Source organism: Rhodococcus sp. WAY2 (assembly GCF_009859915.1).
Taxonomy (GTDB): Bacteria; Actinomycetota; Actinomycetes; order Mycobacteriales; family Mycobacteriaceae; genus Rhodococcus_F; species Rhodococcus_F oxybenzonivorans.
Genome location: NZ_CP046572.1, coordinates 2,487,111 through 2,501,333, shown reverse-complemented (window position 1 = coordinate 2,501,333; position 14,223 = coordinate 2,487,111). Strand labels below are relative to the sequence as shown.

The 14,223-nt window shown below is 65.4% G+C and carries 13 protein-coding genes; 11 read left to right on the top strand and 2 right to left on the bottom strand.

The window, feature by feature from the left end:
* The first annotated feature begins 88 nt into the window (after positions 1 to 88).
* The 7 genes from pcaH (at position 89) to GFS60_RS11600 (ending at position 7,777) form a co-directional block, all read left to right on the top strand.
* Entirely contained in the window at positions 89 to 808 is a 720-nt protein-coding gene (pcaH, locus tag GFS60_RS11630; RefSeq protein WP_159921363.1) for a protocatechuate 3,4-dioxygenase subunit beta, read from the top strand.
* Entirely contained in the window at positions 808 to 1,449 is a 642-nt protein-coding gene (gene pcaG / locus GFS60_RS11625) for a protocatechuate 3,4-dioxygenase subunit alpha (RefSeq protein ID WP_109328884.1), read from the top strand. Before pcaH ends, pcaG begins: the two co-directional genes overlap by 1 nt.
* A 22-nt stretch (positions 1,450 to 1,471) precedes the next feature.
* Positions 1,472 to 2,818 carry a 3-carboxy-cis,cis-muconate cycloisomerase gene (gene pcaB / locus GFS60_RS11620; RefSeq protein ID WP_159921361.1) on the top strand — a complete coding sequence of 449 codons (1,347 nt, stop codon included), beginning with the start codon at positions 1,472 to 1,474 and terminating at the stop codon, positions 2,816 to 2,818.
* Positions 2,815 to 4,008, top strand: a complete 1,194-nt coding sequence (gene pcaDC / locus GFS60_RS11615; RefSeq protein WP_159921359.1) for a bifunctional 3-oxoadipate enol-lactonase/4-carboxymuconolactone decarboxylase PcaDC — start codon at positions 2,815 to 2,817, stop codon at positions 4,006 to 4,008. Before pcaB ends, pcaDC begins: the two co-directional genes overlap by 4 nt.
* On the top strand, positions 4,005 to 4,802 hold the full coding sequence (locus tag GFS60_RS11610; protein ID WP_109328878.1) for an IclR family transcriptional regulator: 798 nt from the start codon (positions 4,005 to 4,007) through the stop codon (positions 4,800 to 4,802). The genes pcaDC and GFS60_RS11610 overlap by 4 nt, the downstream gene beginning before the upstream one ends.
* A gap of 35 nt (positions 4,803 to 4,837) precedes the next feature.
* Positions 4,838 to 6,049, top strand: coding sequence for an acetyl-CoA C-acetyltransferase (locus GFS60_RS11605; RefSeq protein ID WP_159921357.1), 1,212 nt, complete (start codon positions 4,838 to 4,840; stop codon positions 6,047 to 6,049).
* A 399-nt stretch (positions 6,050 to 6,448) separates the two neighbouring features.
* On the top strand, positions 6,449 to 7,777 hold the full coding sequence (locus tag GFS60_RS11600; RefSeq protein ID WP_159921355.1) for an HNH endonuclease signature motif containing protein: 1,329 nt from the start codon (positions 6,449 to 6,451) through the stop codon (positions 7,775 to 7,777).
* Positions 7,778 to 8,056: 279 nt separating this feature from the next.
* On the opposite strand, the gene GFS60_RS11595 is transcribed toward GFS60_RS11600, so the two are convergent.
* Entirely contained in the window at positions 8,057 to 8,980 is a 924-nt protein-coding gene (locus tag GFS60_RS11595) for a shikimate dehydrogenase (protein ID WP_159921353.1), read from the bottom strand.
* Positions 8,981 to 9,097: 117 nt separating this feature from the next.
* On the opposite strand from GFS60_RS11595, the gene GFS60_RS11590 reads away from it, so the two are divergent.
* On the top strand, positions 9,098 to 9,775 hold the full coding sequence (locus GFS60_RS11590; protein WP_159921351.1) for a TetR/AcrR family transcriptional regulator: 678 nt from the start codon (positions 9,098 to 9,100) through the stop codon (positions 9,773 to 9,775).
* A gap of 121 nt (positions 9,776 to 9,896) precedes the next feature.
* Complete coding sequence (locus tag GFS60_RS11585; protein ID WP_159921350.1) at positions 9,897 to 11,285, top strand: MFS transporter; 1,389 nt, start codon at positions 9,897 to 9,899, stop codon at positions 11,283 to 11,285.
* A gap of 75 nt (positions 11,286 to 11,360) precedes the next feature.
* On the opposite strand, the gene GFS60_RS11580 is transcribed toward GFS60_RS11585, so the two are convergent.
* The gene (locus GFS60_RS11580) at positions 11,361 to 12,098 is read right to left on the bottom strand and encodes a GntR family transcriptional regulator (protein WP_159921349.1); all 738 of its coding nucleotides are present in this window, start codon (positions 12,096 to 12,098) and stop codon (positions 11,361 to 11,363) included.
* 175 nt (positions 12,099 to 12,273) lie between these two features.
* Here GFS60_RS11580 and iolC point away from each other — a divergent pair, with 175 nt between their 5' ends.
* Together iolC and iolB are read left to right on the top strand one after the other, a co-directional pair.
* On the top strand, positions 12,274 to 13,263 hold the full coding sequence (gene iolC, locus GFS60_RS11575) for a 5-dehydro-2-deoxygluconokinase (RefSeq protein WP_236603439.1): 990 nt from the start codon (positions 12,274 to 12,276) through the stop codon (positions 13,261 to 13,263).
* Positions 13,264 to 13,320: 57 nt separating this feature from the next.
* The gene (iolB, locus tag GFS60_RS11570) at positions 13,321 to 14,223 is read left to right on the top strand and encodes a 5-deoxy-glucuronate isomerase (RefSeq protein WP_159921345.1); all 903 of its coding nucleotides are present in this window, start codon (positions 13,321 to 13,323) and stop codon (positions 14,221 to 14,223) included.

Here is a 14,223-nt window from a genome sequence, read left to right as displayed (position 1 = left end):
TATCGCCCCGGCTGTTGGCCCCATCACAGATCCCGCCTACAATGTACGTATAGCGGGCGACTGTTCACATCGAGAACGCGAGGATTTCATGCTGCACCTACCAGCGCACCGGGCTGGGCACGAAGCCAATGCGCCGTTGCTCTTCCCCGAGTACAAGACAACCCGGTTACGCAGTCCCAAGAATGATCTGGTCCTGATTCCCCAGCGTCTGGGCGAGATCACGGGCCCGGTCTTCGGTGACGGCGATGTCGCCAAGGGCGAGAACGACATGACTCACGCCAACGGTGGCGAGGCGCAGGGACAGCGCATCATCGTCCACGGGCGGGTCCTCGACAGCGCCGGCAAACCGATCCCCGACACCCTCATCGAGGTGTGGCAGGCCAACGCCGGCGGACGCTACCGCCACAAGAACGACTCCTGGCCGGCACCTCTGGATCCCCACTTCAACGGTGTGGCTCGTTGCCTGACGGACAAGCAAGGCCACTACGAATTCACCACCGTCAAGCCCGGCGCCTACCCGTGGGGCAATCACCACAACGCCTGGCGGCCGGCGCACATCCACTTCTCCCTGTTCGGTCAGGCGTTCACGCAGCGACTGGTCACCCAGATGTACTTTCCGGACGATCCGTTCTTCTTCCAGGATCCGATCTACAACTCGGTTCCCGAAGCCGCTCGCGAGCGGATGATCGCCACGTTCGACTACGACCACACCCGCGAGAACTGGGCGGTCGGGTTCAGATTCGACATCGTCCTGCGCGGCCGGGACGCCACCCCGTTCGAGCCGTCCACCGAGGCAGGGGGCCACTGATGATCGACACCCAGAATCCCGACGCACCCCGCTACCCCGTCTTCGCGCGCAGTCAGGACGAAGTGCCCTTCGGCGTCACCCCCTCCCAAACGGTGGGACCGTATGTGCACATCGGCCTGCTACCCCGCTGGGAGAACAGCGGCACCACTGTTCCCGAGGATGCGCCGGGACGCGTCGACGTCTCCTTCACGGTGCTCGACGGCGCCGGGCAGCCCATCGTGGACGCGATGATCGAGACCTGGCAGGCCGATGCCGAAGGCCGCTTCGACACTCCCGCCGATCCCCGCGGTGCGGCGGAGGCGACTCCGGCCGGTTTCCGCAGTCTGGCACGAGTATTCGCCGACGACACCGGCACGATCGTGGTGCACACGGTCAAACCCGGCGCTCTCCCCGCGGAGAACGGCACCGCGGAGGCGCCGCACATCAACGTCGGTCTCTTCGCCCGCGGAATGCTCGAGCGTCTCTACACCCGTCTCTACTTTCCCGAGGACACCGAGGCTCATGAAGCGGACCCCGTCCTCGCCGCCGTTCCCGAAGCGGACCGTCCGAAGTTGATCGCCGCAAAGACCGATCGCGGGTACCACCTGACCATCCACGTGCAGAATGCGGAAGGACGGGAAACGCCGTTCTTCGCCCTGTAACCGATCGGTGAAAGGATCTCGCGTGAATTCGCCCATCCGAGGCGCATTGTTCGACCCGACGTTCGGCGCCGGGGAGTTGTCGACGCTGCTCTCCGACCGGGCATGGGTGACCGCGATGGTCGAGGTGGAAGCTGCCTTGGCCAGGGCGGAGGGAAAATGCGGGGTCATCCCCACCACGTCCGCCGACACCATCTCGTCGTTGTTCGGGCGGTTGGTTGCCGAGGGCACCATCGACGTCGGTGACCTCGGTGAGGCAGCGGCGGCGGGCGGCAATCCCGTGATACCGCTCGTGAAACTTCTGCGTACCGAACTCGCGGCCGCCGATCCTGCCGTCCCCGGAAGTCATGTCCACAAGGGTGCGACCAGTCAGGACATCCTCGATACTGCGCTCGTCCTTCTCGCCCGCCGCGCGGGCGCTCATGTGCTGGCATTGCTGGATGAGGCGCTCGTGTGCGCCGAGGCGCTGGCGCGGGCGCAACGCACCACGCCGATCGCCGGCCGCACGCTCGGACAGCAGGCACTGCCCACCACCTTCGGTGTTCTCGCCGCGGGCTGGATGACCGCACTGCACAGGGCTTCCCGCAACCTCGACGACGCGCTCATTGATCTGCCTGTGCAGCTCGGCGGCGCGGCAGGAACGTCGGCGGCCCTCTATCCGCACGGCATCGAGGTCGCGGACGCCCTCGCCGACGAACTCGGTCTGCCGCGTCAGGACGTCCCGTGGCACACCGACCGCACACGCATCGCGATCCTCGCCTCGGCCCTCGGAACCGCGGCCGGTGCGGTCTCCAAGATCGCCACCGACATCGTCTTCCTCTCCGCCACCGAAATCGGAGAGGTCAGCGAGGGCACGCCCGGTGGTTCCTCCGCCATGCCACACAAACGTAACCCGGTGGCCGCCATCGCCGCCCGTGCCGGCGCCCGACGCGTTCCCGGCCTCGTCGCCACTGTCCTCGCCTCCATGGACCATGAGCAGCAACGGGCGGCGGGAGCTTGGCACGCCGAATGGGAAACAGTCACGGACCTGCTGCGTCTCACCGGCGGGGCCGTCGCCCGCATCGCCGACTGCCTCGGCGACCTCGAGGTGCATCCCGGCGCGATGGCCCGCAACCTCGACCTCACCGGGGGACTTCTGCTCGCCGAACGCGTCACCGGCGCCCTGTCCACGCGCACCCACAACGCGCGCGACCTCGTGACTGCCGCCTGCCGCACGGGACGTCCCCTCGACGAGGATCCCGCGCTTCTCGAACACCTCGAGGCGCACGAGATCCGCGCGCTTCTCGACCCGGCCGGCTACCTCGGCCACGCTCACGACATCGTCGACCGCGCACTGGACACAGTGACTCGCGGACGGGAAGGAACGCGATGACAGTCGCACTCGCACATGAAGTCTCCGGCCCCAGGAACGGATCGCCCGACGCCCCCGTCGTGGTACTGCTCGGCTCCCTCGGCTCCAATCGGTCGATGTGGGATCCGCAGATCGCAGCGCTGTCCGACGACTGCCGGGTGGTCGCCGTCGATCAGCGCGGCCACGGCGAGTCGCCCGCACCGGACGGGCCGTACTCCGTGCGCGAACTCTCCGAAGACGTCCTCGCGGTGCTCGATGTCCTCGATGTCGACGCCGCCCACATCGTGGGGCTCTCGATGGGCGGCGCCATCGCGCAATGGCTCGGAGCCCACGCTCCGCGCCGGGTGCTGTCCCTGTCGCTGATGTGCACTGCAGCGAAGTTCGGCGAACCGCACGCATGGGTGGAGCGTGCTGCCGCCTCGCGCACCGACGGTCCGGAGTCACTTGCGGATGCCGTCGTGGCACGGTGGTTCAGCGAGGGGCTCGCCAAGCGTGACCCCGAATTCGTGCGGCATTACCGCGAGATGATCGCGGCGACCTCCCCCGAGGGTTACGCCGCCTGCTGCGACGCTCTGGCCGATTGGGATTTCACCGCCGATCTCTCCCGCATCGCCGCACCCACGCTTGTTCTGGCCGGCGCCGAGGATCCGTCGACACCGCCGTCCGTCATGCAGGTGCTCGCCGACGGGATCGCGGGTGCTCGATTCGAAATCCTCTCCCCCGCTGCCCACGTGGCCAACCTCGAACAGGCCGGTGCCGTCACCGCCTTGCTGCGCGAGCACATTCTCGGTGGTGGGTACGCACGCGGACGCCGGGCAGCGCACGCCGAGGGAATGAAGGTACGACGCTCCGTTCTCGGTGACGCACACGTCGATCGGTCGATCGAGGGGACCACAGAGTTCACCGCACCATTCCAGGACTTCATCACCCGCACGGCCTGGGGTGACATCTGGGCACGGCCGGGCCTCGACCACACGACGCGGCGCCTTCTCACCATCGCCGTCCTCACCGCCGTCGGCAACGAGCACGAACTGGACATGCACATTCGCGCGGCGCTGCGCGGCGGCGTCGATGCGGACACGATCGGCGAAGTACTGCTGCACACCGCCGTCTATGCCGGTGTTCCCAACAGCAACCGAGGTTTTGCGCTCGGAAAGAAGGCCCTCGCCGACCTGTCGCCGGGTGACACCGAGGATGATTCGCAGACATGACCGCAACCGAACCGACGGAGAAGATTCTCCCCTCCCCCGACTACGTGCAGTCGCTGGCCCGTGGCCTCGCGGTGATCCGCTGCTTCGACCAGCAGAACCAGCGACGCACACTCAGCGATGTCGCCCGCGCGACCGATCTCACCCGGGCCACCGCGCGTCGCTTCCTGCTGACACTCGTCGAACTGGGGTACGTGGCCACCGACGGTTCGGCATTCTGGCTCACGCCGCGCGTACTCGAACTGGGCTACAGCTACCTGTCGAGCCTCTCGCTGCCCGAGGTCGCGCAGCCGCACCTCGAGAAGCTCAGTCACCAGGTGCACGAGTCGTCGTCGGTGTCGATTCTCGACGGCGACGACATCGTGTACGTCGCAAGAGTCCCGGTCAGCAGAATCATGACGGTGGGCATCACCATCGGCACGCGGTTCCCGGCCTACGCCACCTCGATGGGACGCGTGCTATTGGCCGGACTGTCCGACGAGGAACTCGACGCGTATCTCTCGCGGATCGAGATCGAGCCGCTCACCGAACGCACCATCAGCGCCCCCGCCGATCTGAGATCAGCAATTCTCGAGGTTCGGAAGAACGACTACTGCCTACTCGACCAGGAACTCGAGGCGGGGCTGCGCTCGATGGCTGCGCCCATTCGGTCGGCCTCCGGCGAGACGGTGGCGGCTGTCAACATCTCCACCCATGCTGCCCGGTACAGCCTCGACGACCTGTACTCCGATCTGATTCCCGCGCTGCGTCATGCCGCGCACGACATCGAACGCGACCTCGCCACCGTCAACCGCTGACGTGGTCCGTTCAGAACAGCTATGAAAGGTTTTCCATGCGTGACGTCGTCATCTGTGAGCCCCTGCGCACCCCGGTAGGGCGTTTCGGCGGAGTGTTCAAAGACCTCACTCCCCAAAGTCTCGCTGCCACCGTCATCACCGCACTCGTCGAACGAACCGGCATCGACGCCAGCGCGATCGACGACGTCATCCTCGGTCAAGCATCTCCGGGCGGTGAGGCTCCGGCGATCGGCCGGATCGCCGCGCTCGACGCCGGCCTCGGTATCGACGTTCCCGGGATGCAGGTGGATCGCCGATGCGGATCCGGCCTGCAGGCGGTCATCACCGCGGTACTGCAGGTCGCGTCCGGTGGCAACGACCTGGTCCTCGCCGGCGGTACCGAATCGATGAGCCAGGCCGAGTTCTACACCCACCCCAACATTCGCTGGGGAGTGAAGGGCGAGGGTGTGCAGCTCGCCGACCGTCTCGCCCGCGCTCGCGTCACCGCAGGCGGCGACAACTTCCCCGTTCCGGGCGGCATGATCGAGACTGCCGAGAATCTTCGCGCAGAGTTCGACATCAGCCGCGAAGATCAGGACGCGCTCGCAGTGCAGTCGCATCAGCGGGCGGTGGCGGCGCAGCGGGCCGGCCGGTTCGCCGAGGAAATCGTCGGTGTCACTGTGCCGCAACGAAAGTCCGACCCCGTCGTGGTGGACACCGACGAGCACCCGCGGGCCGACACCACGGTGGAGTCGCTGTCGAAGCTCCGCGCCATCCGCTCCAAGATCGACTCTGAATCCACTGTCACCGCCGGCAACGCCAGCGGGCAGAACGACGGTGCCGCCGTGTGCATCGTGACGACCGCCGAGAAGGCCAAGGAGCTCGGGCTGAGGCCGCTCGCCCGTATGGCGTCCTGGGCAGTGGCCGGAGTTCCACCGCGCACCATGGGCATCGGTCCTGTGCCGGCGACGGAGAACGCCCTCGGACAACTCGGACTGTCGTTGTCCGACATGGGCGTAATCGAGCTGAACGAGGCCTTCGCCGCGCAGACCCTCGCGGTGCTCAGAACCTGGGACCTCGAACCCACCGACGAGCGGCTCAACCCCAACGGATCGGGCATCTCCCTCGGGCATCCCGTCGGTGCCACCGGTGGGCGGATCCTCGCCACCCTGCTGCGGGAAATGGACCGCCGCGAAACCCGCTACGGACTCGAAACGATGTGCATCGGAGGCGGCCAGGGACTCGCCGCCGTTTTCGAACGAGTCTGACTTCGTCTCCCTCGCAGACCCAGCCGTTCAACCCCTCGCGCGCACATCGATGTGATCAGTGCACCCGAATTTTTCTGGGGCTCAGAAGTTGAGTTGCCTGAGGACAGTACAGCCGGTGTCTGATCGGGTGGCTCGAGGCTGGTCTCCGTCACCTTCGAACATCCAGTGCGCGGTAGTGGTAGCCGTTCTGCGTCCCGCTGACCACTCTCTCGGGTTCGAAGGTGACGTGCTGTCCTGGCGTCAGCGAACGGGAGCCTGGGCCCGCGACGGTACTGAAATACTTCCACGCGCCACCGGGGGGGTGGTGTCGGAATCGATGATGCCCTGCATCCTCTACTCCGGCTGTATAAGCCAACTCGGGCTATTGACTCGAACACGTGTTCGAAGTAGGATTTGAACATGGGGATCGGGGAGGATATCCAGGGGGCATTGCCGGACGAGATTCTGGCAACTGCGGTCGGTGATGCGTGGCGTCTGGCCGAGGCCGAGTTGCTCGCATCGGTGGTTGCTGTGTCGGAGGAGATTCAGCGACTCGAGGCGTTGCGGGTCAGGCTGGTCGGTGCCGTCGACCAGCGCTGCACGGTCGATGTGCTGGGATTTCCGAACACCAAGATGTGGCTGGCCTCCAAGACGTTGCTCGAGGTGGGAGCGGCGGGACGAATCGTGATGTTGGGACGCGGTTTACGTTCCCAACCGGAAATCGCGGACGCATACTTCGACACCACGATGTCGGCGGAGCACACCGCACTGATCATGAAATTCTGCGAGCGGCCGCCCAAAGGCATGCCACTCGAAGCGATGGACGACTGCCGAAACGCGTTGCTGTACGCGGCGAGCGGTCCTACCGCCAACACCGACGCCGTGCGTGCCGTCATCGCTCGACTCGAACGCGCCTTCGAATCCGACGACCCGCCGCCCGCCGAAGACACCGAACTCAACGAATTCCACGCCTCCAGAACACTCAACGGACGCGTCGCCGTCACAGGCGACCTCGACGCCGTCACCGGTGAAATGCTGCTCTCCGCGCTCTCCGGACTCTCCCAGCCGCGACCCGCGCAGGACGGAACCACAGACACCCGCACCCCCGGACAGCGCAGGGCCGACGGGTTCACCGAACTGCTGCGCCGGTACCTCAACGCCGCAATCGCCGGCGAAGAAGGCGGAGAACGACCCCACGTCTCCCTCCACATCAACATCAAAGACCTCGCCGAGCACGCCGACCACGCCAACCACGCCAGCGCAGAAGATCAGCGCGGCGCCTGCGCGAGGGACGCGTCGCTGTTCGCGGTCGACGGGGTCGCGTGGACCGAGTGGATGGGACCGCTGAGCCTGCGAGCGGCTCGGCTCCTCAGCTGCGACTCGATCTACACACCGATCGTCCTCGACGACCACGGCGCGCCACTCGACCTCGGCACCACCACCCGGACAGTGACCAAACGACAACGAAAGGCGCTGGTCGCGAGAGATCGGGGATGCGCATTTCCCGGATGCGGTGCGCCACCGTCATGGTGCGAGGGCCACCACATCATTCCGTGGTCCAAAGGTGGGCCCTCCGACATGGACAACCTGGTGCTGCTCTGCGGGTTCCATCACCGACTGCTCCACCACAGCGACTGGGAGATCGAAATGGGGGCAGACCGGCACCCCGTCTTCATCCCGCCCCGGCAAGTCGACTGGGAGCGCACACCCATACCCGCGCACAACCAGGCCCGACCCCGAGCGGCCTGACCCCCGAGGCGCGACACACACTTGCCGACTCTGCAACAGGACCACTCCTGTTGCAGAGCCGTCATGCCGTCATGCCGTCATGCCGAGCGCCAAGCGCCAAGCGCAGACTGCATCGACCTTGGTCCTCACCAACCCACCAAACCCGTTGCGATCAGCAACCCGGAGACAAGGACGCCCCGAAGACAAGGACATCCCTAAGACAAGGACATCCCTAAGACAAGGACATCGCTGGCCGATGTTGCCGCCCAACTTCCCTACCGGCGAAGGCTCCGCCCCGGTTTACGACGGTGATGCGGCGAGGGTGGCGCTGTCCTCTTCGGCGAGCAGCCGTCGCATGTGCTCCTGCATCCGTAGTGCGTCGGGCTCGAGTCCAGTGAAGATGCGGAAGGAATCGACCGCCTGTCCGACGGCCATTCCGATGCCGCTGAGGGTGCGCGCCCCGATGTCGCGGGCACGTCGCAGAAGCTCAGTTTCCGCCGGCCGGTAGACGACGTCGGCAACCCAAAGATCGGGCCGGAGCAGTTCAGCATCCAGCGCCATACCGGGATGCTGCGCCATTCCTAGCGGGGTTGCATTGATGAGACCTTGCGCTTGCCCGATAGCGGCAGGCACGGCGGAGAGGTCACCGGAGACGACGACGCGGTCCGGGAACATGGCGGCGAGTGAATCCCGCAGCAGCTGTGCGCGGGTTGCGTCGGCATCGATGATCGTGAAGTGCAGGACCCCACGGGTCAGCGCCGCGTATGCGACGGCTGCGCCCGCGCCGCCTGCGCCGAGCTGGACCACACGATCGGTCGGCGCACCGCCGAGGCCCTCGTCCATGTTCCGCGCGAATCCGGACCAGTCGGTGTTGTGGCCGATGAGCCGTCCATTAGCGATGTGCACCGTGTTGACCGCGCCGAGCGTGCGCGCATCGTCCGACAGGTCGTCGAGCAACGGGATGACGGCCTGCTTGCAGGGATGCGTGATGTTGAGACCATCGAATCCGAGCAGCTTCGCCGAGGCAAGGAGCCGCGGCAACGCATCCTCACCCAGCGCGAGTGTGTCGAGATCGAGAATGCGGTAGACGTACCCGACCCCCTGCGCCTGACCCTCCGCCTCGTGCAGAGGAGGCGTCAGGGACTTCGAGATTCCCGAACCGATGAGCCCACACAGGTACGACGGGCGGGATACGGCAACGGTGTCGAGGTCGGGAGAAATCATGGTGCTCACTTCCGGGGAGAGGACTTGCAGGAGCTAATTAACTATCTAGTGAGTTATGTCACGGTAGCATACCTCCATACCGCGCGAAAGCAACAGCGATGAACAGGAGTTCTCGGGATGACACGAAGTGACGCTACGGAGAAGACACCCCGGCACGAGGGTGCCAAACGCACTCGAAATCCCGAGAAGACCAAGGAGGACATTCTGCGCGTGGCGATGAAGGAGTTCGCCGACAAAGGCTTGTCCGGTGCCCGCATCGACGAGATCGCAGCCAAGACCGCCACGACGAAGCGGATGCTCTACTACTACTTCGGCGACAAGGACGGGCTGTATCGAGCGGTGCTCCAGCGCGCGTACGAGGAGATTCGCTACGAAGAGTCGCAGCTCGACGTCGACCACCTCGATCCGTCGGAGGCGATCAGAGCGCTCGCCGAGTTGACCTTCGATCACCACGAGGCGCACCCCGACTTCATCCGGCTGGTCGCCATCGAGAACACGAATCGGGGCGCGAATCTCAGCCAGGCCGAGGGCCTACAGGAAACGCAAACCCCCGCCATCCGCACACTCGAGAAAATTCTTCAACGCGGGCAGGATGCCGGAATCTTCCGTGCCGATACCACCGCCCTCGACATTCACATGCTCATCAGCGCGTATTGCGTCTTTCGCGTCGCCAACCGGTACACCTTCAAGGCGCTGTTCGACTGGGATCTCACGGGCGCCGAGAACCGCCCCCACCTGCGCACGATGCTCGGTGACGTCGTCCTCGCCTACCTTCAGCAGCCCGGAAAGTTATGAACTAACCATTTCGACCATTATTGACGAGAGCGTGTGACGGGGGTTACCTTGCTTGCACGACCTTCGAACAGCCGCTCGCCGAGCGCAGCCTGTTCGCCCTCCTCGCTCCCCAGGAGTATCGATGACCATCGACTACGGCACCGGCGTCTCCGGTCGAGGCGGTGACGGCAACGGCCGTTCCGCCGTCGACCCCAACGACGATCCCACCAACGCGAAGAAGGCCGCGAAAGCCGCCTTCTTCGGCAGCCTGCTCGAGTACTACGACTTCTATATTTTCGCCTCGGCTGCTGCGCTGGTGTTCCCCCACGTGTTCTTCGAAGGCTCGAAGAACCCGCTGTTGCTGTCGCTGGCCACCTTCGGCATCTCTTACGTCGCACGTCCGGTCGGTGCGGTATTCGTCGGACACTTCGGCGACCGGGCCGGGCGCAAGAAGGTGATGATGTTCTGCCTGGTGCTCATGGGGGTCGTGACCTTCCTGATCGGTTGTCTGCCTTCTTCGGAAACCGCGGGCATGGTGGGACCGGCACTCCTGGTTCTTCTGCGTATCTGTCAGGGCATCTCCGCTGCCGGCGAGCAGTCGGGAGCCGGTTCCCTCACCCTCGAGCACTCCCCCGCCCACCGTCGCGGATTCTTCTGCAGCTGGACCTTGACGGGCACCCAGGCCGGCTTCATCGTCGCCAGCCTCGCGTTCATTCCGGTCGCCGCGATGCCGGACGAGACCCTCTACAGCTGGGGCTGGCGTGTCCCGTTCTGGTGCAGCCTCCTCGTCCTCGTCGTCGCCTACATCGTGCGTCGCAAGCTCGAAGAGCCCGAGATCTTCATTGCCAACAAGGAGGCATTGGACGAGACCCCCGCGCCGCTTCCCGTCGTCGACCTGTTCCGCACGCACTGGCGTGACGTACTGCGGGTCGTGTTCTGCGCATTCATCGCCGTCGTCAGCACCGTCTTCTCCGTGTTCGGCCTCGCGTACGCCACCACTCCGGAAATCGGGATGAGCCGGACCACCATGCTGTGGGTCGCGATCGCCGCCAACTGCGTCGCACTCATCTCGCAGCCGCTGCTCGGCATCCTGTCCGACCGGATCGGCCGCAAGCCCGTCTTCATCGGCGGCGCGATCGGCTCCGCCGCCGGAATCTTCCTGTACTTCGCCGCGATCGGCACCGGAAACGTCACACTGATCTTCCTCGCCGGAATCCTGCTCATGGGTGGCGTGTACGCCGGGACCAACGCCATCTGGCCCGCCTTCTACGCCGAAATGTTCTCGTCCCGAGTTCGCTACTCCGGCATGGCGATCGGCACGCAGCTCGGGTTCGCGCTCGCCGGATTCGCCCCGACCATCGCCCAGGCACTCCGCGGTGCAGACCCCAAGAACTGGGTGCCCGTCGCAGTCTTCACAGCAGTGTGCGCACTCGTCGCCGGAGCCTCCGCCGCCACCGCGAAGGAAAATTCGCGCACCCCGCTCCTCGAACTCGACAAGGAAGACGTCGCGCTCGCGAAGCTGAAAGTCTGATCTCGTCACGAGCATCGAGCGCGCCCGGCACCTTGCCGGGCGCGTTCTTTCGTGTCGAGGCACCGGACTCGAGGCCTATTTGTCGACGACGGTCGTGTCGAAGCTGTAGCGAGACGCCCGGTAGCAGTGGCTACCGCATTCGACAGCGCGGCCGGAATCGTCGAAGGCAGTCCGGTTCACGGTCAGCAACGGTGCACCGGCCTTCTCGTCGAGCAGCAACGCCTCGGCGTCGGTCGCCAGTGATGCGCCGATCCGCTGCCGAGCCAACCGAATGTGCACTCCGCGGGCTCGCAGCGCGGCATACAACCCGGACTCTTCCAGTTCCTCCGGGTCCGGCGCGAGGGCGATCGGGAGGAAGTTCGTCAACAGCGCGAGAGGCTCCCCGTTGGCGCTGCGGAGTCGCCGGATGCACGCCACTTCCGCACCGTGCTCCAGGCCGAGTTCGGCCGCGACGTTCGCTCCGGGCGCCGTCACGCGAAACTCGAGCAGCGTGGTGGTGGGGCTCTGCCCCGTCCTGGTGAGGTCGTCGAACAGACTCGTCAGCTCCACCGGTCGGTGCATCGTACTGTGCACCACCTGCGTCCCCACACCGCGCTTTCGGACGAGCAACCCCTTGTCGACGACTTCCTGGATCGCCCGCCGAGTTGTGGGGCGTGAGAGATTGAGACGCTTGGCGAGTGAGAGTTCGTTCTCGAATCGATCTCCCGGCGCGAGTTCGCCTGCGATGATCGCTTTCTCGATACTTTGTGCCAGCTGAAAGTAGAGCGGGATCGGGCTGGATCTGTCGAGCTCGACTGCGAGCTGTGCACTCACGGATCACTCCGATCCTCGTCCTCGGCCAGAGCGGCGCTGAAAAGACTAACACCGGGTGAACGTTACGTCTTAATGTCAGGACAAAGCGTTGACAGTGCGCGCGATGTGGAGAACAGTCTCCATCAGATCTCACCGCCTGCGCAGAGCGCCGCAACGACCTCCCCGGGAGTCAGCATTGACCACGGACAGCACGCAACGCAGCCGCCCCGGCTGGGATGTTCTCGCTATCGGTCGTTGTGGGGTCGACCTTTACCCACTCCAGACCGGGGTCGGGCTCGAGCAGGTAGAGACGTTCGGCAAGTTCCTCGGCGGCAGCGCAGCCAATATCTCCGTCGCCGCCGCGCGCCTCGGTTGCCGCAGTGCCCTCATCTCCGGCGTCGGCGACGATCCGTTCGGACGGTTCGTGCGCTCGGCACTCACCGACCTCGGAGTAGACAACCGTTACGTGCGCATCGACTCCGCATACCCGACACCGGTCACGTTCTGTGAAATCTTTCCGCCGGACCACTTTCCGCTGTATTTCTACCGTAAGCCCGCGGCCCCCGACTTGCAGGTCTCCTCCGAGCACATCGACACCGCCGCAGTGCGCGAGGCGAAGCTGTACTGGTCCACGGTGACCGGACTGTCCGAGGAACCGAGTCGCAGCGCTCATTTCGCAGCCTGGGAATCGCGGGGGCGTCAGCAGCACACCGTTCTCGATCTCGACTACCGGCCGATGTTCTGGGACTGCGCGACCGACGCCACCGTGCAGATTCAGCGCGCTCTCCGACACGTCACCGTTGCGGTGGGCAACCGGGAAGAATGTGAGATCGCGGTCGGTGAGACCGACGCGGACAACGCCGCCGACGCACTCCTCGACTTCGGTGTCGAACTCGCGATAGTGAAACAGGGCCCGCATGGTGTGCTCGGAAAGACGCGCAGCCAGCGCGTCACCGTGCCCGCGATCGACGTGCAGGTGGTCAACGGACTCGGCGCCGGTGACAGCTTCGGCGGCTCCCTGTGCCACGGACTTCTGTCAGGATGGCCGCTCGAGAAAGTACTGCGTTACGCCAATGCCGCAGGAGCGATTGTGGCGTCCCGCCTCGAATGCTCGACGGCGATGCCGACGGCCGAAGAGGTACGCGCACGTGCCGAAGTCGACACTTCGGGGGTCATCGATGTCTGAAACGTTCGTCCCCCGTGCGCATCGCGCCTCGCCACTGACCGCGCCGGAGGGGATGCGATGAGCAGCAAGTATTACCTGCCCGTCGGCTCCGCCGCCACCGGTCCCTTCGACCTCGAGGTGACGCCCGAATCCGCGGGCTGGACCGAGTCGAGCCTGCGCGTCCTGACGCTTCCTCTCGACGGCTCCGCGGAATTCGATACCGGCGCAGAAGAAATTCTCGTCGTTCCCCTCTCGGGATCGGTGACGGTGTCCTGCGCGACCGAGAAGTTCGTCCTCGCCGGGCGACGATCAGTGTTCGACGGTCCCACCGACTTCGCGTATGTCGGCATCGACTCCGCCTACCGGGTGACGGCCTCGAACGGTGGACGCTTCGCGCTCTGCGGCGCCCGGGCCCGGCAAAAGTTCCCGTTCCGGTATGTCCCCGCCGCAGACGTATCCGTGGAACTGCGCGGTGCGGGCAACTGCAGCCGGCAGGTGCACAACTTCGCGACCGCCGACCGGTTCGACGCAGATTCGATCATCGCGTGCGAGGTGATCACGCCCGGCGGCAACTGGTCGTCGTATCCGAGCCACAAGCACGACGAAAACAGCGCTGTCGAATCCCAGCTGGAGGAGATCTACTATTTCGAAATCGCCCAGGCACAATCGAGGACACCAGATTTCAGTGGAACCGGATTCGGCTACCACCGCGTCTACGGCACACCCGAGCGGCCCATCGAGGTGCTCGAGGAAGTACGAACCGGCGACGTGGTCCTCGTTCCGCACGGGTATCACGGCCCGTCGATTGCCGCACCCGGCCACCACATGTACTACCTGAACATCATGGCCGGTCCCGGCGACGAGCGATCCTGGAAGATCTGCGACGACCCGGCGCACGCCTGGGTCCGCACCAGTTGGGAGCACCAGACCGTCGATCCCCGACTGCCCTTGCACCGCTCCACCTTTCCGAAAGGAGCATGA